The 19697-nt window shown below is 62.7% G+C and carries 23 protein-coding genes and 1 tRNA gene; 13 read left to right on the top strand and 11 right to left on the bottom strand.

Translation table 11 applies throughout. From position 1 onward, the window contains the following. Positions 1-40: 40 nt before the first annotated feature. Together AB2N08_RS03700 and AB2N08_RS03695 are read left to right on the top strand one after the other, a co-directional pair. Complete coding sequence (locus tag AB2N08_RS03700) at positions 41-676, top strand: hypothetical protein (protein WP_367609254.1); 636 nt, start codon at positions 41-43, stop codon at positions 674-676. Positions 677-730: 54 nt separating this feature from the next. After that, positions 731-1345 (top strand): 4'-phosphopantetheinyl transferase family protein, encoded by a 615-nt coding sequence (locus AB2N08_RS03695; RefSeq protein WP_367609253.1) that lies wholly within the window; start codon positions 731-733, stop codon positions 1343-1345. Positions 1346-1399: 54 nt separating this feature from the next. Here the strand turns inward: AB2N08_RS03695 and AB2N08_RS03690 are convergent, their stop codons facing one another. Continuing rightward, entirely contained in the window at positions 1400-2263 is an 864-nt protein-coding gene (locus AB2N08_RS03690) for a hypothetical protein (protein WP_367609252.1), read from the bottom strand. A 63-nt stretch (positions 2264-2326) separates the two neighbouring features. After that, the gene (locus tag AB2N08_RS03685; protein WP_367609251.1) at positions 2327-2884 is read right to left on the bottom strand and encodes a LuxR C-terminal-related transcriptional regulator; all 558 of its coding nucleotides are present in this window, start codon (positions 2882-2884) and stop codon (positions 2327-2329) included. A gap of 83 nt (positions 2885-2967) precedes the next feature. Here AB2N08_RS03685 and AB2N08_RS03680 point away from each other — a divergent pair, with 83 nt between their 5' ends. After that, a complete protein-coding gene (locus AB2N08_RS03680; RefSeq protein ID WP_367609250.1) occupies positions 2968-3663 on the top strand; it encodes a CoA transferase subunit A in 696 nt (231 codons plus the stop codon). Positions 3664-3686: 23 nt separating this feature from the next. Further along, a complete protein-coding gene (locus tag AB2N08_RS03675) occupies positions 3687-4337 on the top strand; it encodes a 3-oxoacid CoA-transferase subunit B (protein ID WP_367609249.1) in 651 nt (216 codons plus the stop codon). A gap of 72 nt (positions 4338-4409) precedes the next feature. Here AB2N08_RS03675 and AB2N08_RS03670 read toward each other — a convergent pair whose 3' ends face one another. The 5 genes from AB2N08_RS03670 to AB2N08_RS03650 all read right to left on the bottom strand — a co-directional run bounded on the left by AB2N08_RS03670 (position 4410) and on the right by AB2N08_RS03650 (position 7464). Beyond that, positions 4410-4790 carry an energy transducer TonB gene (locus AB2N08_RS03670; protein ID WP_367609248.1) on the bottom strand — a complete coding sequence of 127 codons (381 nt, stop codon included), beginning with the start codon at positions 4788-4790 and terminating at the stop codon, positions 4410-4412. Between the two features lie 9 nt (positions 4791-4799). Then, entirely contained in the window at positions 4800-6071 is a 1272-nt protein-coding gene (locus AB2N08_RS03665; protein ID WP_367609247.1) for a M56 family metallopeptidase, read from the bottom strand. After that, on the bottom strand, positions 6068-6454 hold the full coding sequence (locus AB2N08_RS03660; RefSeq protein ID WP_367609246.1) for a BlaI/MecI/CopY family transcriptional regulator: 387 nt from the start codon (positions 6452-6454) through the stop codon (positions 6068-6070). Before AB2N08_RS03660 ends, AB2N08_RS03665 begins: the two co-directional genes overlap by 4 nt. 103 nt (positions 6455-6557) lie before the next feature. Further along, positions 6558-6953, bottom strand: coding sequence for a response regulator (locus AB2N08_RS03655; protein WP_367609245.1), 396 nt, complete (start codon positions 6951-6953; stop codon positions 6558-6560). A gap of 7 nt (positions 6954-6960) precedes the next feature. Next, positions 6961-7464, bottom strand: coding sequence for a GAF domain-containing protein (locus tag AB2N08_RS03650; protein WP_367609244.1), 504 nt, complete (start codon positions 7462-7464; stop codon positions 6961-6963). A 177-nt stretch (positions 7465-7641) separates the two neighbouring features. Here AB2N08_RS03650 and AB2N08_RS03645 point away from each other — a divergent pair, with 177 nt between their 5' ends. After that, complete coding sequence (locus tag AB2N08_RS03645; protein WP_367609243.1) at positions 7642-8610, top strand: IS1595 family transposase; 969 nt, start codon at positions 7642-7644, stop codon at positions 8608-8610. A gap of 67 nt (positions 8611-8677) precedes the next feature. Here AB2N08_RS03645 and AB2N08_RS03640 read toward each other — a convergent pair whose 3' ends face one another. Both AB2N08_RS03640 and AB2N08_RS03635 read right to left on the bottom strand, forming a co-directional pair. Then, positions 8678-9979 carry a dicarboxylate/amino acid:cation symporter gene (locus AB2N08_RS03640; protein ID WP_370662389.1) on the bottom strand — a complete coding sequence of 434 codons (1302 nt, stop codon included), beginning with the start codon at positions 9977-9979 and terminating at the stop codon, positions 8678-8680. Positions 9980-10142: 163 nt separating this feature from the next. Then, positions 10143-10925, bottom strand: coding sequence for a 3-hydroxybutyrate dehydrogenase (locus tag AB2N08_RS03635; RefSeq protein WP_367609242.1), 783 nt, complete (start codon positions 10923-10925; stop codon positions 10143-10145). 162 nt (positions 10926-11087) lie between these two features. Here AB2N08_RS03635 and AB2N08_RS03630 point away from each other — a divergent pair, with 162 nt between their 5' ends. The 7 genes from AB2N08_RS03630 (at position 11088) to AB2N08_RS03600 (ending at position 17434) form a co-directional block, all read left to right on the top strand. Next, positions 11088-11975: an alpha/beta fold hydrolase gene (locus AB2N08_RS03630; protein WP_367609241.1), complete on the top strand. Its 888-nt coding sequence runs from the start codon at positions 11088-11090 to the stop codon at positions 11973-11975. Between the two features lie 41 nt (positions 11976-12016). Further along, the gene (locus AB2N08_RS03625) at positions 12017-12367 is read left to right on the top strand and encodes a RidA family protein (RefSeq protein WP_367609240.1); all 351 of its coding nucleotides are present in this window, start codon (positions 12017-12019) and stop codon (positions 12365-12367) included. Positions 12368-12371: 4 nt separating this feature from the next. Then, entirely contained in the window at positions 12372-14612 is a 2241-nt protein-coding gene (locus AB2N08_RS03620; RefSeq protein ID WP_367609239.1) for a RelA/SpoT family protein, read from the top strand. Between the two features lie 132 nt (positions 14613-14744). Further along, positions 14745-15551 carry an MlaE family ABC transporter permease gene (locus AB2N08_RS03615; protein WP_367609238.1) on the top strand — a complete coding sequence of 269 codons (807 nt, stop codon included), beginning with the start codon at positions 14745-14747 and terminating at the stop codon, positions 15549-15551. Between the two features lie 19 nt (positions 15552-15570). Further along, positions 15571-16518 (top strand): MlaD family protein, encoded by a 948-nt coding sequence (locus AB2N08_RS03610; RefSeq protein WP_367609237.1) that lies wholly within the window; start codon positions 15571-15573, stop codon positions 16516-16518. Beyond that, positions 16515-17144: a hypothetical protein gene (locus AB2N08_RS03605; protein WP_367609235.1), complete on the top strand. Its 630-nt coding sequence runs from the start codon at positions 16515-16517 to the stop codon at positions 17142-17144. The genes AB2N08_RS03610 and AB2N08_RS03605 overlap by 4 nt, the downstream gene beginning before the upstream one ends. Positions 17145-17188: 44 nt before the next feature. After that, positions 17189-17434, top strand: a complete 246-nt coding sequence (locus tag AB2N08_RS03600; protein ID WP_367609234.1) for a hypothetical protein — start codon at positions 17189-17191, stop codon at positions 17432-17434. Positions 17435-17456: 22 nt separating this feature from the next. Here the strand turns inward: AB2N08_RS03600 and AB2N08_RS03595 are convergent, their stop codons facing one another. Together AB2N08_RS03595 and AB2N08_RS03590 are read right to left on the bottom strand one after the other, a co-directional pair. Next, positions 17457-18386, bottom strand: coding sequence for an NAD(P)/FAD-dependent oxidoreductase (locus tag AB2N08_RS03595; protein ID WP_367609233.1), 930 nt, complete (start codon positions 18384-18386; stop codon positions 17457-17459). A gap of 107 nt (positions 18387-18493) precedes the next feature. Beyond that, on the bottom strand, positions 18494-19417 hold the full coding sequence (locus tag AB2N08_RS03590; protein WP_367609439.1) for a cation diffusion facilitator family transporter: 924 nt from the start codon (positions 19415-19417) through the stop codon (positions 18494-18496). Between the two features lie 132 nt (positions 19418-19549). Between AB2N08_RS03590 and AB2N08_RS03585 the strand changes: the two genes are divergently transcribed. After that, a tRNA-Val gene (locus AB2N08_RS03585) sits at positions 19550-19626 on the top strand. Positions 19627-19697: the final 71 nt, after the last annotated feature.

The raw sequence follows: 19697 nt of genomic DNA, 5'->3' as shown, positions 1-19697 counted from the left end.
GTTAAAAAAAATTAGTAGATTTAAGTAAATGAGAGAAAAGATGAAAAATTTCGTTTTACTGGCGATGGCTCTCGCCTTTGCTGGGTGCAAAACTAAGCCCATTTCTCCAACATACTCATCCATTACGCTACCTGCAGTCGGAATAACTACAACTATCGGAATTGGGGAGCAGATGCTGGAGCAGGGAATTGGCGCCACTGGCAATACGTTAATTCTTTCAAAAAATATTGTTATTGGAGATATTACGGTTTTTGCTGGCACCTTTCCACATTTGACTAGTAATGCCGAGTATCGAGCATTTGCTCCAGTGCAAATGAGCCGTGTCGGAAAGCCAGTAAAAAATGGCAAGCTATTTTTGTTCAATAAAGATGCGAAAACAAAGTTGGTTTGTGTAGGTCGCGAAAATTGCGTCCTAGCGGACTATGAGATCGGCACAAAGACCTTCTACGCTCCTTCAAGTAACCAGCAGACCTTATTGTACAGTGGCCGTATAGGTAGCCGAGTTACGTTAAGCTATCGCGAGTTCGTAAATAATATAGCCCGTCCAGCATTCAGTAACGACGTTGCATACGACCTAAATGAGTCGATGGTATTGGGCTACAAAGGTGCTCGAATTGAAGTGATCAATGCGACTAATACGGAGATCACATATAAAGTGATAGCTGGTTTTAAGTGAGCGCGCATCTATCAGCAAAAGTTGTGCGCTAATAAATTCTTACTCCGACTGAGTATGCCAAACCCTGAAACATTGTTGCTATTGACCGATGTATCAAAAATGACGGATGCAGTCGCGGGTAAATTCGCCTCGTGGCTCGGAAATTCTGAAAAGAAGCGATTAAAAGCCTTCGTCAGAGATGAGCGGCGACGACAATTTCTCGCTGGCCGTGCATTGCTCAGACGAACGCTGGCTGAAATTTTTAGTATGACACCTGTGCAGATTTCCTTGATCGAGCGTTCTGGTCAGGGCCCAGCACTTGATTTTCCCACAATCTTGCATGTTAATTTTAGCATCTCCCATAGCGGGCAATGGGTAGGATGTGCCGTTAGCACTGTCAGCAAGGTTGGACTTGATATTGAAAGAATTGATGAAGAGCGTGAGGTCCTGCCAATGGCTGAGCATGCATTTACGCCAACAGATCTTGAGTTTCTCAAGGATTCTAGCGGTTACGAACAACGCTTGCGTTTCTATCGTACCTGGTGCACTTACGAAGCACACTTCAAGCTCGGTCAAACCAGCTCGGCCGACTATCCGCTTGAAGTTTTAGGACTAGTAGGCGTGCTAGCTTGTGCCACGCCGCTGGCCTTTGAGCCTGAGTTAATGCTGGTGAGCCTGGATGACATTTGACGTGCATCACCGAGATATATTGTGCCCTTCGATTCTGGCCCACCAGCAATTTAATCAGTCGACGCCGAAGTCGTAGAAGCTGTTCGTGCTCTGCGCGAAGAACCCCGATGAACGAATTTCACCGGTGTACAGCACCAGTGCATATTCTCCCGGCGCCATGGCGTCGACCGGCGTGATTTTATGCAGGATGAAGCCTTCGCGGGCTGCCGATTGATCGGGCAGCGCTTCGGTCACGATCGGTACCACCCGGCTCTTGTTGATGCCGCTCGAATAGCTCATGTAACCACCACCGGTCATGACTTCGCGCGTGCCATTCTTGCGAACGGCAAAGTTGGCCAGCGTCAGATAATTCGCAGCCTGTGCATTGCGCGGTACCGACACGATGAACTCAGGCTTGCCCGCCAGGCGGCGTACCGCTTTTTCGCCACTCAATGCCGCGTACGTCGCCATGCCGCCGAAACCGAGCGCGCGCGCTGCGGTACGCTGCTGCGGAATGATGTATTGCATGGCGCTTGATTGGCCGTCGAGCACCAGGGTGATTTCTTCGGGGTTGTACGTGGTGGCGTTTTTGCTGTCGGCCTTGGTGCTCGCTGCTGCTGCCGTGCGAGGCTTGCCAGCCTGCAGCATCGCCTTGAGCACATTCGGCGTGGCGCCTTTGGCTTTCAGTGCAATCAGCGCATTGGCCGACGTATCGAATCGGCCGGTGCTGTTTTCAATAGCCTCGAGCACCACTTCTTCGGGCATGCCGGCCGCGAGCAATTTGAGGACATCGGCATTGCTCATCGATGCGGCATATGCCGCCTGCGACATCAGTGCGGTGGTGACTAATACGACAGCAATCTGACTGAATTTGTTCAAGGTGGACATCCGCTTTCCTCTTGTAATTGGGTACCAAAAGTCTATCAGCGGATATTGCAATATGGCAAGTTTATTGTTCGTTAACTTTGCTTCTGGTAACGATTACGCCACGCGGGCCGATGCTTAGCCTGCACCCACCAGCTTGTGCACCAGCTCCACCGCGGTCGACGCCGCGAACTTGCGCATCAAACTGGCCCGGTGCATTTCCACGGTGCGCGGACTGAGACCGGTTTCGCGCGCGATGACTTTGCTGGTCTTGCCTTCGACCAGCAGCGCCGCGATCTCGCGTTCGCGCGGCGTCAGGTGCGCCGACACGGGCCGCTTTTCGCTGACATCTTCAAACGTCCATACGCCCGCGCCCAACGGCGCCGATGGGCTCAAGGCGCGGCCGGTCACGTGACACCAGAACAGTTCGCCGTTGGCGCGGCGCATGATGCGCTCGTCCGAGTAGCGGCCCCTGGCATTCATGATGGGGATGATGCGGTCGCCCGTGCGCAGGAACTCGTCCATCGTCGGATACAGCACGGCGAACGAGCGGCCATGCAGATGGCCTGCGGTGTACCCGAACATTGATGCCAGCGCGCCATTGCAGGCCTCGATCACGCGGTCGCGCGAGATGCACATGCCCACTGGCGCGTGCTGGAAAATCATCTCGTAATCAATGGTCTCGGCCTGGGTCATCGCGGCGGTAGTTCTACGGTATTGTGTGCGGGCTGCCGGTATTCTATGCTGAGCGAGGATCTCAACTTATAAAAGGGACAGGTATGAATAAAATTTATCCAGACGCGCGGTCGGCACTCCAGGGCGTCGTGCAAGACGGCCAGACCATCGCGGTGGGCGGGTTTGGCCTGTGCGGGATTCCGGAAGCCCTGATCGCCGCACTGCGCGATTCGGGCGCCCGGGACCTCACCGCCATTTCCAACAATGCCGGCGTCGATGGCTTCGGGCTGGGCCAGTTGCTCGAGACACGCCAGATCAAGAAAATGATTTCGTCGTACGTGGGCGAGAACAAGGAGTTCGCGCGCCAGTTCCTGGCTGGCGAACTCGAACTCGAATTCACGCCGCAAGGTACGCTGGCCGAGAAGCTGCGCGCCGGCGGCGCCGGCATCCCGGCCTTTTTCACCAAGACCGGCTACGGCACCATCGTGGCCGAGGGCAAGGAAACGCGCGAATTCAATGGCGAGTATTATGTGATGGAGCATGCGCTGTTCCCGGATGTCTCGCTGGTCAAGGCGTACATGGCCGACCGCGCCGGTAACCTCGTGTTTCGCAAGACGGCCCGCAATTTCAATCCGAACGTGGCCACGGCCGGCAAGGTCTGCATCGTGGAAGTCGAACAGCTGGTCGAGGTCGGCGAGATCGATCCCGATCATGTGCACACGCCCGGCATCTTCGTGCATCGCATCGTCCACAACCCGTCGCCCGAGAAGCGCATCGAACAGCGCACCGTGCGCACCTGACCCACAGAACCGGAGACAACAACATGGCATGGACTCGTGATGAAATGGCCGCGCGCGCGGCGCAGGAGCTGCAAGACGGCTTTTACGTGAACCTCGGCATTGGCCTGCCAACCCTGGTGGCGAACTATGTGCCGAAGGATATCGAGGTCTCGCTGCAATCCGAAAACGGCTTGCTCGGCATCGGCCCGTTCCCGACCGACGACGCGGTGGACGCCGACCTGATCAACGCCGGCAAGCAGACCGTGACGGCGTTGCCGGGCTCGGCCTATTTCAGCTCGGCCGATTCGTTCGGCATGATCCGTGGCGGCAAGATCAATCTGGCGATCCTGGGCGCGATGCAGGTGTCGGAAGAGGGCGACCTGGCCAACTGGATGATTCCAGGGAAAATGGTCAAGGGCATGGGCGGCGCAATGGACCTGGTGGCCGGCGTCAAGCGCGTGGTCGTGGTGATGGAACATGTCGCCACCGCCAAGGATGGTTCGACCAGCCACAAGATCCTGAAAAAATGCGATCTGCCGCTGACGGGTGTCGGCGTCGTCGATCGCATCATCACCGACCTCGGTGTTATCGATGTGAGCGATACCGGCTTGAAGCTGGTCGAGCTGGCGCCCGGCGTCGGCGTGGCTGAAATCGTCGCCGCGACAGGCTGCGAACTCGATACCTCGGCCGTGTAGTCGGCGTAATGGCCAACGGACAAAGGGCGCCGGATGTCGGCGCCCTTTGTTATTGTCAGCGCACTGCGTCCCTTACTTGAGCGTCCAGACATACTGGATCGGGATCCATGCCCGCACGGCTTTGCCATTGGCCATCGCTGGCTTGAACTTGCACTTGGCAAGACCGCTGCGTGCCGCTTCGTCGAGCGATGCGTCACCGCTCGATGTATACAGCCGTGTAGCGACGACCTTGCCGTCCGTGTCGATCAAAAAGCCGATGGTGGATGTGCCTTCGATCTTGTTGGCCATTGCCTGTGGCGGATAGACCGGCCGGTCGCACGACGGGGCATCGACGCCGCCTTTTTCAGCTGGCACGACCGTGAAATTTTTCGGCACGGGCGTCGTCTGCGCGCAGCCGGCAAGTGCGTACGCCAAACTCAGTGCGACGATGGATGTGCGTGTCGAGTAGCGCATCATGTGTCCTTAGCCCACGGTCCAGACGTACTGCACCTCGGTCCATTGCTCCTTCGGCGCGCCATTCACGGTGCCCGGCTGGAAGCTGCACTTGGCGATGGCGGCGCGCGCCGTCTCATCGAGCGACGCATTGCCGCTGGACTGGCGCACGATGGCTTCTCGTACCTTGCCATCGGCCTTCACCAGCATCCCCATCGTGACCGTACCTTCAATCTTGCTTGCCAGCGCCTCTGCCGGATACACCGGTCGTGCGCACGTGTTGAACCTGGCGATCGGCTTGGTTGTCTCGTTATCGGGCATGGCGGCGAACGGATTGACCGGCGTCGTGCTGGTGCAGCCGGCCAGTGCCGCCAGGGCCAGGCCGAGGACCGGAACCGCGGCTTTCCAGTTCAGCGCCTGCGTGTCGGGACGAACGAGTTGTTTGATGCGTTGCATGAGATTGCCTCCATTGGCCGCCTGGGCCAGATGCTGGGTTGAAAACTGGATGCGTTCCAGTTCGGATAGCGCAAGAGCCAGGCGCCGCGGTTCGCCCAGTTGTCTTGCTGCGATGGTGTCGGCAACCAGTTCCCGTTCGGCGCGGATGCGTCCCGAGATCCACCAGATTGCCGGGTGATAAAACAACAGTGCCTCGACCACGTTCTGGAGCAGGTTGACGAGGTAATCGTGACGCCGGATATGGGCCAGTTCATGCGCCAGCAGCGCCTCCAGCAAGTGCAGCGGCATGCCGGACACGAGCGACGCCGGCACCAGCACCACCGGGCGCCAACAGCCGAAGGTGACCGGGCTGGTCAGCTGCGCGACGATGCGCAGCCGCACCTTGCGGGCGATGCCGATATCCAGTGCCATCCTGTCGAGCCTGGCTTGCCAGACCGGGTCGCGGCCCTCGACCGCTGCCGCTCGTTGCAGCCACAGCAAGCCCGCGATCATGCGCAGGGCGAGCACGACGGCGCACACGCCCCACGTGACCACGATCCAGCCCAGGCTGCGCTCGAGTACCGCGCGCCAGCCCTCGTCGAGCGGACCGGCGACCAGGCCACCCGCGAAGATCGCCGCCGATTGGGCGGCAAGATCGGGCGGTCCCGCCAGGCGCGCCGCCAGTTCAAGCGCCGGCCAGACCAGGCATAGCACCAGCCCGGCGCAGGCCACTGCGTACCGGTGCTCGGCGCGTGCATTGCGCAGCAGGCTCATGGCCAGCGCCACGGCGCAGCCGATCAGCGCGCCCTGCCAGATGAATTCGACGAGCGTCCAGCCGATGCTGGCGACGAGATGGGCGGCCGTCATTTGCCGGCCTCGTCCTTGAGGAGTTGTTCGATCTCGGCCCGTTCCTTCTTCGAGATGCCGCTCTTGAGCGCCGCCAGCACCAGCGCCTTGGCCGAGCCGGAGAACGCCCGCTGCATCAGGTCGTTCAGCAGATTGCCCTGCAGCGCATCGCGTTCGTGGATCGGGGTGTAGACATGCGAGCGTTCGCTCTCGTCGCGGCCGAGCAAGCCTTTGGTGTGCATTACCTGCATCAGGCGCAGCACGGTGGAATAAGTCACATCGGGCCGCTGCGGCAGCATCGCCTCATGCACCTGCTTGGCGGTGGCGGCGCCAAGCGGCCACAGCACTTGCAGCAAGTCGAGCTCGGCGGGCGTGGGTTTCGGTGCGTCGGGGATAAGCGGCATGACAACCTCGTGCATTCAAGATAATTCTAGATTATCTTGTCTAGATTGAGTTGTCTACTACGAATTGCGTTTCAGCCGCTGGGCCGATTGCCGAGACCGGCGTTCAGGCCTTTCGCGAGCTGCAGATCTTCTCGATGGTTTCAAGTACCACCTTGGCGCGAAATGGCTTGAGGATCACCCGGCTGATCTGGCGCTCGCGCAGGTCGCTCAGCAGTTCGGGCGTGGCCGTTTCAGTCATGATTGCAATCGACAGGGCCTGTTCGGCAGCGGCTGCTTCGGCGCGCAGGCGATCGATCAGGCCCAGATCATAGCGGCTGTCCTTGCCGCTACCCACGCACTCGACGGCGATGACGGCGCCCTGGAATCGTCGCACGCTCAGCAGGCGCAGTGCGGCAGCGCTGGTTGCCGCTTCGTGAACCTGACCCAGGCCGAGACTGCGCGCGGTCATGGCGATCGTGCGGCGTAGCATCGGTTCTGGTTCGACCAGGAGAATGTGCATGGTTGTATCAGGCATTGATGACCTCGCTGGTAGTGCCAAGTTCCATGACCACCAGGTCACGCAGCGTGCCCAGGATGCCCAGTTCCATCGCACCGAGTTCGCGTGGCCGGCGGTCGATGAGGCACAGCGTGCCCAGGCACAGGCCGGACGGCATGATGAGCGGCGCCCCGGCGTAGAAGCGGATCAAGGGTCCGTCGGTCACGAGCGGATTGTCGGCAAAGCGCGGGTCGCGATGCGTGTCGTTGACCACGAAGATGGCTGGCTGCAGGATCGCGTGCGAGCAGAACGACACGTCGCGCCCGGTTTCGCAGACCTCGGTGCCCACGCGTGCCTTGAACCATTGGCGCTGGCTGTCGATGAGCGTGATGATCACCACCGGCACGTCGAATTCGGCGGCGGCAAAGGCGACGATCTTGTCGAACCGCGCTTCGGCCGGTGTGTCGAGAATCAGCAGCGCGTGCAAGGCAGCCAGGCGCTCGGCTTCGTTGTCAGGAGTGGCAGCAATCAGCATCGTTGGCAAAACCGGCAAAACCGGTGATCAGTCGGAATAGTCGAATATACCAGAGGCATGGAGCGGCCGGCGTCAAGGGCCAAAAAAAAGGGCGCAGTCAACGTTAAATAGAGGCCAGCCCTGAACCGATGAGCAGCCCCGTGGTCCAACCCCTGCCGCCACCAGCAGGAGTCCACCATGAAAACGCCTCGTTTCAAAAGCTTGCTTGCCAGGCTGCCATTGCTGAACGGGCCGCAGCGCCGGCAGGTTCTCGACGCCCTGCATCCGGCAACCGGCCTCGACCAGGTGGTCGCCCTGATCGACCGGGTCCGGGCGCCTGCTCGCTGCTGCCCCAGTTGTGGCGGCGCGCACTGTCACCGCCACGGCGTCGCCAACGACCTGCAGCGCTTTCGCTGCTGCGCCTGCGGGCGCACGTTCAATGACCTGAGCGGCACGCCGCTGGCGCGGCTCAGGCTCAAGGGCAAGTGGCTCGAGTATTCGCAGGCGCTGCTCGATTCGCTGGCCGTGCGCAAGGCGGCCGACCGGATCGGCGTGCATCGCAACACGGCGTTCCGCTGGCGCCACCGCTTCCTGAACTGGGTCAAGTTCGACCGTCCGCCCTCGCTGAACGGCATCGTCGAGGCTGACGAAACATTTCTTCTTGAATCGCAGAAAGGCTCGCGCAAGCTCGACCGGCCAGCGCGCCGGCGTGGCGGGCATGCCGGCAAGCGCGGCATCTCGGGTGAACTCGACTGCATCCTGGTGGCGCGCGACCGTCATGGCAACACCATCGATGCGGTTGCCGGCCGGGGCGCACTGACGGCCGCGCAGCTCGAGCGCGACCTGCTGCCCAAGCTGGATCGGCAGGCACTGCTGGTGAGCGACGGCAATGCCGCCTACCGCGCCTTTTCGCGCAAGCACAAGATCGCGCATGAGGCGGTCAATCTGCGCGCAGGCGTGCGGGTCAGGCGCCGGGACAATCTCGCCATCCACGTTCAGAACGTCAACAGCTATCACCAGCGCTTCAAGACCTGGTTGCTGGGTTTTCGCGGCGTGGCGTCACGCTACTTGCCCAACTACCTCGGCTGGCGCTGGGCGCTCGATGGCGGCCGGGTCAAATCCGCAGAACAATTGTTTGGCATCGCAGTCGGCAGGACCAACAGATAACGCTGACTGCGCCAAAAAAAAGCCGCGCCCAGGGGCGCGGCTTGTTCGATCGGTGTATGCGAACCGATTATGCCGCTTCGCGCACGGCTTTCATGCTGTTCTGGTCTTCAACGATCTCGCGCCCATTGAGGACATCGTCCATCCGTTTGGCATCGAGCTCATTTTCCCACTTCGACACGACGACCGTCGCCACACCGTTGCCGATGAAGTTGGTCAGGGCGCGCGCTTCGCTCATGAAGCGGTCGATGCCGAGGATCAGCGCCATGCCGGCCACCGGAATCGTCGGCACCACGGCCAGCGTCGCGGCCAGCGTGATGAAGCCGGCGCCGGTGATGCCCGATGCGCCTTTCGAGGTCAGCATCGCCACCAGCAGGATGGTCAGTTCCTGGGTCAGCGTCAGGTCAGTGTTGGTTGCTTGCGCCACGAACAGGGCCGCCATCGTCATGTAGATATTGGTGCCGTCGAGGTTGAACGAGTAGCCGGTCGGGACCACGAGGCCGACCACTGGCTTGGAGCAGCCCAGCTTTTCCAGTTTGCGCATCAGGTTGGGCAGGGCGCTTTCCGACGACGACGTGCCCAGTACGATCAGCAGTTCTTCCTTGATGTACCGGATGAACTTGAAGATCGAGAAGCCGGTGAATTTGGCGATCAGGCCGAGCACGACAAAAATGAACAGCGCGCAGGTCAGGTAGAACGAGCCCATCAGCTTGGCCAGCGGCAGCAGCGAGGCGATGCCGTATTTGCCGATCGTGAACGCCATCGCGCCGAACGCGCCCAGTGGGGCGACCTTCATGATGATGTTGACGATGCCGAAGATCACGTGCGAGATGTCGTCGATGAACTTGGTCACCGGCCGGCCGCGCTCGCCCATCATCGACAGCGCGAAACCGAACAGGATCGCGACCAGCAGCACTTGCAGGATATTACCGGTAGCGAACGCATCCACGAACGTGGTCGGGATGATGTGCATGATGAACTCGGTCGTGGTCTGGGCATGCGCATTGGTGGTGTATTGCGCAATCGAGCTCGAATCGAGGTGGGCCGGATCGACGTTGAAGCCGGCGCCCGGTTTGGCGACGTTGGCCACGACCAGGCCGATGGCCAGGGCGAAGGTCGAGACGACTTCGAAGTACAGCAGCGCCTTGCCGCCGACGCGGCCGATCTTCTTCATGTCCTGCATGCCGGCGATACCGGCAACGACGGTACAGAAGATCACGGGGGCGATGATCATCTTGATCAATTTGATGAAGCCGTCTCCCAAAGGCTTCATCGCGGTGCCCAGTTCAGGGTAGAACACACCCAGCAACACGCCAAGGACAATGGCGATCAGCACCTGGACGTACAGGATTTTATAAAACGGCTTCTTCATGGCAACTCTTCAACGAGGTTGGTGGTTGTTCCATGTTGGAGCAATATAGGTATGTGGGCTATTGTGGAAATCCGCATGCTGCACTGCAACAGGGCAGTGTGGAAAATCGCGCACCCGGAGTGTGCGCGATCGGGCAGTGCACCCGGCCGTCAGTGCTGGATTGTTACTGCGCGGCCCAGCCGCCATCCATATTCCAGGCGACGCCGCGCACCTGGTTGGCTGCCGGGCTGCAAAAGAACACCGCCAGCGCGCCCAGTTCGTCGGGGGTGACGAATTCGCCGGACGGTTGTTTTTCGAGCAGCAGCGCCTTGCGCGCGGCGTCGTTGTCGATGCCTTCGCGCGCGGCGCGGTCGTCCACCTGCTTCTGCACCAGCGGCGTGAGCACGAAGCCGGGGCAGATCGCATTGCAGGTCACGCCCGTCTGCGCCGTCTCGAGCGCGGTCACCTTGGTCAGGCCCACCAGGCCATGCTTGGCGGCGACATAGGCCGATTTTTCGCTCGAGCCCACCAGGCCGTGCACCGAGGCCAGGTTGATGATGCGGCCCCAGCCCTTTTGCTTCATGCCGGGCAGGGCCAGGCGTGTCGTGTGGAAAGCCGAACTGAGGTTGATGGCGATGATGGCGTCCCAGCGCTCTGGCGGGAACGTCTCGAGCGGCGCCACGTGCTGGATTCCTGCGTTGTTGACCAGGATGTCGACGCCGCCGAACTTGTCGGTCGCGTAGGCCATCAGCGCGGCGATCTCGTCCGGCTTGGACATGTCGGCGTTATGGTACGCGGTCTGCACGCCGAACTCGGCGCCGATATCGGTGTACAGTTTTTCGATTTGCTGGGCGTCGCCGAAGCCGTTGAACATGATATTGGCGCCCTGTTCGGCCAGGCAGCGTGCGATGCCCAGGCCGATGCCCGAGGTCGATCCGGTGACGAGCGCTGTTTTACCGTCTAGCATGGTCGATGTCATTGTGTCCTCATTGGTGAGTGCTCGTTGGTGAGTGCTCGTTGGCGAGCATATCGGGGAAACTTCCTCAGAATTGGTAGAATTCTAATCGTAACGCCGCCGCGACGCGAAAGCGACCGTTTGCCTTCCATTATCTTCCTGTCACGGAGCCCCATGGTTGAACCCAGATTAAAGAGCGTCCAGTGCACGTCGCCCGCCGGGCTGCACCGTGTCGCCTACAAGGAATGGGGCGACGCGGACAACCCGAGGGTGCTCCTGTGCGTGCACGGCGTTACCCGCGTGGGGGCCGACTTCGATCACCTGGCGCAGGCGCTGTGCGACACCTACCGCGTGGTGTGTCCCGATATCGTGGGCCGCGGGCGCTCCGATCGCCTGCGCGATCCGGCCTACTACACGGTGCCGCAGTACGTGGCCGACATGGTGACGCTGATCGCGCGCGTCACCGCCGGCTCGGCCGGCGAGGATGTCGCCTGGTTCGGCACGTCGATGGGCGGCCTGATCGGCATGGCGCTGGCCGCACTCGAGGGCACGCCGATACGCCGGCTGGTGATCAACGATATCGGGCCGGTACTCGATGGCGCGGCGCTGCAGCGCATCGGCGACTATATCGGCCAGGACGTGCGCTTTCCCAGCTTTGCCGCCGGCGAGCAATTCGTCAAGGATGTGTCCGCCTCGTTCGGGCCGCACTCGGCCGACGAGTGGAACAAGCTGGCCCGCGACGTGCTGCGCCAGGGCGACGACGGGCAGTGGGAACGCCACTACGACCTGAACCTGGCGCTGCCGTTTCGCGCCATCACCGTGGAACGCGCAGCCGAGGACGAAGCGGCGCTGTGGGCGGCCTGGGATGCGATCACATGCCCCACGCTGCTGGTGCGCGGCGAGCATTCCGATCTGCTCTCGCACGCCACGGCGCAGCAAATGACCACACGCGGGCCGCGGCCGCGCCTGGTCGAACTTGCCGGGGTAGGCCATGCGCCGACCTTCGTGCATGCCGACCAGATCGCGCTCGCCCGCGAATTTTTAACCGGCGTCGGATCATGACGATCCCGCCCGAATCATTCACTATCGAACAGAAAGACATCATGGAAATCAAACGACTGCACGTAGGCAAACGACTGTCCGAAGTAGCGATCCACAACGACACCGTCTACCTGGCCGGCCAGATCGCCGAAGACACCACCCAGGGCATCGACGGCCAGATGCGCGAAGTGCTCGGCCACGTCGACCGTTTGCTGGGCGAAGCGGGCAGCGACAAGTCGTGCATCTTGTCGTGCAATATCTTCATTTCCGACATGGCCAACTTCCCCGGCATGAACGTGGTGTGGGACGAGTGGGTCGCCCAGGGCCACACGCCGCCGCGCGCCACCGTCGAAGCCCGACTGGCCAACCCGGCCTGCCTGGTCGAGGTGTGCGTCACCGCCGCGCTGCGCTAAGCGCATGGTCTCCACAGCCCTGTTAGGCGACGCCAAGACCGGCCTGGTGCAGGGCCTGAGCGCCTTTGACTGCCAGCGCGTCCATGGCGCGCTCGAATACGCGTTCGGTGCGTATGGCACGCGCCTGGCTGGCTCGGGCCAGAGCGCGTTCGAGTTCTCGCTCGGCGCGGCCGGCACGCTCGCGTACCTCAATACCGATGCCGAAACCCGCATCGCCGGCCTGGTGTTCGAGCTGGCGCTGATGGATCCGGCCGTGTTCACCGAGCTCGAAGAACGCTTTGGCCCGGGCGTCGTCGCGCTGGTGCAGGGCGTGCACCAGCTGATCCGCCTGCGCGACCTGACCGCCGGCCAGGCGCCGGTGGGCAGCGGCAAGAACGCGGCGCAGCAGGCCGCGGCGCAAAACGAAACGCTGCGCAAGATGCTGCTGGCGATGGCCACCGACATGCGCGTGGTCTTGATGCGCCTGGCCTCGTGCGCGGCCACTCTGCGCTACTTCGCCGAGCACAAGCGGTTCGACGATGTCACCCGCGCCTATGGCCGCGAAGTGCTCGACTTCTATGCGCCGCTGGCCAACCGGCTCGGGATCTGGCAACTGAAGTGGGAACTCGAAGACCTGGCGTTTCGCTTCATCGAGCCCGATACCTACAAGCGCATCGCCAAGATGCTCGAAGAAAAGCGCATGTCGCGCGAGAGCTTTGTCGCCTCGTCGATCGAGCGCCTGCAAAGCGAGCTGGCGGCGGCGGCGATTCCGGCCGAAGTGTCGGGCCGCCCAAAGCACATCTACAGCATCTGGAGCAAGATGCGCGGCAAAGAGCTCGATTTCACCGAGCTCTATGATGTCCGGGCCTTCCGCGTGATTGTCCCCGACATCAAGACCTGCTACACGGTGCTGGGCGTGATCCACAATATCTGGACGCCGGTGCCGAAAGAGTTCGACGACTACATCTCGCGGCCCAAGCCGAACGGCTACCGGTCCCTGCATACGGTGGTGATGGCCGAAGATGGCCGCCCGCTCGAGGTGCAGATCCGCACCCAGGACATGCACAGCTTCGCCGAATACGGCATCGCCGCGCACTGGCGCTACAAAGAAGAAGGCGGTTCGAACTTCAAGAGCCAGCAGTACGACGAAAAGATCGCCTGGCTGCGCCAGCTGCTGGCCTGGAAAACCGACGTGTCCGACGCCGTCTCGGGCCAGGAGGAACTGCAGCGCGAATGGGTCGAAAAGCTCAAGGCCACCACGCTCGATGACCGCATCTTCGTGCTGACCCCGCAGGCGCGGGTGCTCGAGCTGCCGGTGGGCGCCACACCGATCGACTTCGCCTACCACCTGCACAGCGACGTCGGCCACCGCTGCCGCGGCGCGCGCATCGATGGCGTGATGGTGCCATTGAATACGCAGCTCAAGAATGGCCAGACCTGCGAGATCATCACGGCCAAGGGGTCGAGCGGTAACCAGGGGCCGTCGCGCGACTGGCTCAGCCCCGGTTACGCGGCCAGCAGCCGCACGCGCTCGAAGATCCGCGCCTGGTTCCACGCGCTCGACCAGGCCGAAACGCTGGCCCATGGCCGGGCGCTGGTCGAGAAATCGCTCCAGCGCGAAGGCAAGACGGCCGTCAACCTCGAGGCGCTGGCGCAAAAGCTGGGCTTTGCCAAGGTGGACGAACTGTTCATCGAAGTGGGCAAGGACAAGTTCAGCCTGCGCCACGTGGAAGCGGCGCTGCACGATGGCGACGAACCGCCGGTGGTGGAAGAGCCGAAGTTCGACAACAAGAGCCGCGCCTCGAGCGTGGAGCAGGGCGCCAAGTCGGGCGTGCTGGTGCTGGGCACCGAGGGTCTCATGACCCTGCTGGCCAAGTGCTGCAAGCCGGCGCCGCCAGACCCGATCATCGGCTTCGTCACGCGCGGCAAGGGCGTGTCGATCCACCGGTTCACGTGCAAGAACTTCGCCGAGATGCAGGCCAAATCGCCGGAACGGGTGATCCAGACCGAATGGGGTTCAGCCGGGACCGAGACGGTGTACCCGATCGACCTGTTCATCCTGGCGCAGGATCGCCAGGGACTGCTGCGCGATATCTCCGAAGTGTTCTCGCGCGAGAAAATCAATGTGATCGGGGTGAACACGCAAAGCACGAAGGGCCAGGCGCGCATGGTGTTCACGGCGGAGATCGGGTCGACCGCGCAGGCGCAGAAAGCGCTGGCGGCGATCATGGAGGTGGGTGGGGTGATGGAGGCGAAGCGACAGTAGGTTTGGCGTTGGTGGTGTGCGGGCGTACTTGGGTTCCAGCGAAGGCTGGAGCCCAAGTCCTCTGCCCACCCCAACCGTAATCATTTGTCACGAACCTCCGAAAGCCGTACCCGACCAAGTATCATTCCACCCATGCCGCGCTCGCTCCCGTCCACCGCCCACCCCGAACTCTGGTTCGCCCACCTGGCGCGCTACCTGCGCAGCTGGTGGTACATGATCCACCTGGGCGCGGTCGCCATCGTGCTGGCGTTCTCGCCGTCCACCTGGAAGCGCGAGCGTTTCCACGCCACCGCGCGTCACATCCACGCCAGCACCTGGCAAGTGCTGCCCTGGTTCACGCTGGCCTCGTGCCTCGTCAGCCTGGTCATCATCCGCATCGTGCTGGTCACGGCCAAGAGTTACGGCTTGTCGGGCCTCGCGCTCGAGATGGTGGTGCGGGTGCTGGTGCTCGAACTGATTCCCCTGTGCGCGGCGCTGTTCGTCGCGCTGCGTGCCAGCATGGCCTTCGACGCGTCGGCCCTGGGCCTGGCGCATGCCGGCCTGCCTGCGCGCGCCGCGGGCGAGGCAGCGCTGCGCCGCATGCGCAGCGACCTGGTGCCGCAGCTGTTCGCCAACGCGGTGGCGGTCCTGAGCCTGGCGCTGGTCACGTCGATCGTCGTGCTGCTGCTGGCTTACCTGAACGTGTATGGCGTCTCGCCGTGGGGGCTGGGCGATTACACCCGCACCGTCGGCCGCGTGTTTTCGCCCACCGTGACGGCCGGGTTCGTGCTCAAGACCGTGCTGTTCGGGCTGGCCGTGGCCCTGATTCCGACTGCCGCCATTCTCGAGCTGCAGCGTTATCCGCGCCGCCTGGCTTCCACCGTGCAACCGGGCGCGCTGCGTCTGCTGTTCGTGCTGATCGTGATCGAAGCCGGCTCGCTCGCACTGAAATACATCTGAACTACAGGACCCACCATTCATGACGGAACCGATTCCTGACACCACCCTTCCCGACGAGCCGAGGCACGTCGAGGCCAAGGCCGTGATTCTCCTCGTGCTGCTGGGGGTGATGATCTGCGGCTTCGTGTTCTATGTGATGTACGCGCGCGGCGTGTTCGAGCCGACCCAGCGCCTCACGCTCGTGGCCGACGACTCCACCGGCGTCATGCCCGGCATGGACATGACGTTCGCCGGCTTTCCGATCGGGCGCGTGCGCCAGGTGGAGCTGGCCGATACCGGCAAGGTGAACATCCTGGTCGACGTCCAGAGCAAGGACGCCAGGTGGCTGCGCGCCTCGAGCGTGTTCACGCTGGAGTCGAGCATCGTCGGCGAGACGCGCCTGCGCGCCTACACCGGGGTGCTGACCGACGCGCCGCTGCCGGCCGACTCGACCCGCACCGTGCTGCGCGGTGACGCCACCGCCGAAATCCCGCGCATCGTGGCCACCGCCCGCTCGCTGCTGGAAAATCTCGAAACGATGACGTCGTCCGGCTCGGACGTGAACGCCAGCCTGTCGAACCTGTCGGCGGTTACGGGCCGCATGTCGGGCCGCTACGGCGTGCTCGGTGGCGCGCTGGGCGGCGACGAAGAAGCGAAAAAGCTGATGGAGGCGCTCGACCGGGTCAACCTGATCCTGGCGAAGGCAGACCAGCGCGTGTTCGGCAAGGCCGGCGTGATGGACGACGCGCAAACGGCGGTGCGCCAGCTCGACGTCGTGCTCAAGGACGCCAGCGAGACACTCAAGAAAGTCGACGCGGTGCTGGTCGAGGCGCAAGCCGTCGGCGCCAACACGCGCGAAGCGACCGAAGACCTGAGCGCCTTGCGCGGCGACGTCGACGCCAGCTTGCGCAAGGTGAATCGCCTGGTCGAGGAAATCAACCGCAAGTGGCCATTCACGCGGACCAATCCGGAGATCAAGCTGCCATGAAGTGTATTCCTTTCTTGATGGCTGCGGTGTTGGCCGGTTGCGTCAGCAAACCATTGCCGCCCGACTGGCAAGCCAATGCCAAGGGCGCGCTCGACGCGTCTGTCGACGATTACCTGAAAGGCCACACGGCCGCGTCGAACGCCGAATTCCGCGAGGCGCGCGCCGAGACGGCCGCCACCGGCCGCGCGGACCACGTGGCCCAGGTTGAACTGGTGCGCTGCGCGGCGCAAGCGGCCAGCCTGGTGTTCGAGGATTGCCCGGGATATGCGGCGCTGTCCCCGGACGCCACGCCGGCGCAGCGCGCCTACGCCGCGTATCTGGCAGGGCAGTGGGATGGTCTCGATGCGGCGCTGCTGCCGGAGCAGCATCGCGCGATCGTGGCCGGCGGCGCTCTGGAGAAGATCGCCGATCCGCTATCGCGGCTGGTCGCGGCCGGTGCCTTGTTCAAGGCGGGCCGCATCGCGCCGGCCGGGGTCGCGCTGGCGGTGGACACGGCGTCGAACCAGGGCTGGCGCCGGCCGCTGCTGACGTGGCTGGGCGTGCAGGCGCAACGCGCCGAGGCGGCTGGCGATACGGCGGCGCTGAACGCGATCGAGCGACGCAGAAAATTGTTGACTACCCCTTAGGTGCGGGCGCGCTCCCCTACAACACTCTCGTCAAGCAAGCAGACATGGATCACGACACCGCACGACAACTGATGGCCATCTACACGCGCGCCGGCGCCGTGCTGAGCGAGGCAGATCCGCTACTGCGAACACTGCCGGAAGACGAGCGTTTGCCGTACCTGCGCACGCTGGGCGCCATGTACGGTGACATCTGGTTCAATCTGCAGCTTCCGATCGTGCGCGAGCATCGTGACCTCGATCCGGACGGCGACCGGTTTCAACAACAGCCAGCTGCCGAACCAAAAAACTAACACGGGCGGCCGCCGGCAGCGCCTAGCGCAGCGCCCAAGGCAGCGTGTTGTGGATATCGGTCGCGGCAATCGCCGCCTGGCCCGCCGCCACTGCGATCTGGTTCAAGCCACGTGTGACGTCGCCGATTGCATACAGTCCCGGCACCGACGTGCGGCAATGCGCGTCGACCGTCAGCTTGTCGCATTCGACCGTCTTGGCGCCCAGGTTCGCGGCCAGGCCCGAGCGCGCGCTTTCGCCCAGCATCGGGTAGAACACATCGCATTCGTAGGCTTCGCCATCGCGCGTGTGCAGCACCGGTTTCAGGTCATCGGTCAGGGTGACGCCGGCCAGCGGTGAGGCGATATGGCGCACGTTGGCCGCTTTCAGCTGCGCATGCTGGTCGTCGTCGACCGCCGACGCATCGGCCCGCTCGAACAGCAGCACGTCACGGCTGAAGCTGCGCATGAAGAGTGCATGCCCGACCGGATTGACCTCGGACGTGGCTACCGCGATGCGCTTGTCCATCACGTCGAAGCCATCGCACACGGGGCACAGGCGCACCGCGCCGGAGGCCACGGCATCTTCCCAGCGTTCGACCGGCATGCCGGCGTCGGCCACGCCGGTGGCCAGCAGCACCGTATGGGCGCGCAGTTCGGTGACGTCACCGTCCGGCCCGGTGCAGTCGGCGATGAACAGGCCATCCTCGATGCGCAGCTTGCTCACCTCGCCGGGTGTCACGTGGCCGCCATATTTGCCGAGCTGGCAGCGCAACTGGTCGAGCAGCAACTTGCCGTTGATACCGTCGGGGAAGCCGGGGTAATTGTGCGAGACGGGAATCCAGGCCAGGCGACTATTGCCCTTGTCGATGATAACGACGTTGCGCGTGAACCGGCGCAGGTAGATGGCGGCGGTCAGGCCGCCTGGCCCGCCGCCGATGATGAGGGTATCGAATACGTTCGGTGTAAGGTCCATCCAACCATTATGCGGCCGATCGAAGGGCGGGGCTATCGGCGCGCATGCCTGGCGTGGGTGGGCCTGTGCTTACACAGATGGTTTCCGGTCGATTGCCACGCTTGGTGTCACAGCGATTTGCCGCCGGCGGCTTCAGGCTGCAGCGTCACGTGGTCGATCCCGTGGCGCGCGCGCAGCATCGCGCGCACGGCTTCCAGTACGGCGGGCCACTGTTCCAGGCTGCGGATCTCGATGTGGCCGATCAGGGCCGGGTGACCGGGCGACATGTCCCACACGTGCATGTCGTGCACGGCCAGCACGCCGTCGATGGCGGCCATGTCGGCGCCGACGCGGACGAAGTCGATTTCGTGCGGCACGCCTTCCATCAAGAAGTGATACGACTCGCGCAGGATGCCGCTGGTCGAGCGCAGGATCAAGAGGGCGACGAAGATCGACAGGATGGGGTCGGCCTGGACCCAGTCGGTCACGTAGATGATGCCGCCGGCGGCAATCGCGGCAAGCGAGCCGAGCAAGTCGCCCATCACATTGACCAGCGCGGCGCGCGTGTTGATGCTGTCATTGTTGCGCGACAGGATATACGCGACCAGGAGATTGATCGAGGCGCCCAGTGCGGCAACCACCAGCACGATGCCGCCTTGCACGGGCTCGGGATGCAGCAGGCGCTGGATGGCTTCCCAGGCGATCCAGGTCACCAGGGCCAGCATCACCAGGCAATTGACGAAGGCGGCCAGCGCCTCGGCGCGCACGAAGCCGAACGAGTGGCGTGCCGATGGCGGGCGCTTGGCGATGAGTTGCGCGAGCAGGGCCAGGCCGAGCGCGGCGGCATCGGTGACCATGTGGCCGGCGTCCGAGATCAGCGCCAGTGAGTTGGACACGAAGCCGGTGATCACCTCGACCAGCGCGAACAGCAGCGTGAGTCCAAGCGCAACGGCGAGCGCCTTCTGGCTACGCGCTTCGATCGAGTGCGAATGGCGCGCGTCACCATCAAGGTGGGCGTGCAGGTGGGAAGGGTCGAGCGGCTTGTACGTCATCGCCATGCAATCAATATCGGGACGGGGCACCAGTGTAAATCATTCGCGCCGGCGCAGCAGGGTGGGCTGGTCAGCAATAAATTTTGTGTGAGGGTTGCGGTTCGGGCATCGGATCCCTATAATGGCGGCATCGGGCGGTTAGTTCAGCTGGTTAGAATACTTGGTCGACATCCAAGGGGTCGCAGATTCGAATTCTGCACCGCCCACCAGAACATATGTAAGAGCGAGAAAGGCACTGACGGTTATGACACCGCGAACTACAACCTGGTTGTGGGGGAAT

The organism is Massilia aurea, from assembly GCF_040790145.1.
In the GTDB taxonomy this organism is placed as follows: domain Bacteria; phylum Pseudomonadota; class Gammaproteobacteria; order Burkholderiales; family Burkholderiaceae_D; genus Telluria; species Telluria aurea_C.
The sequence above is the reverse complement of the archived record's forward strand: the minus strand, read 5'-3'. Positions and strand labels throughout refer to the sequence as shown.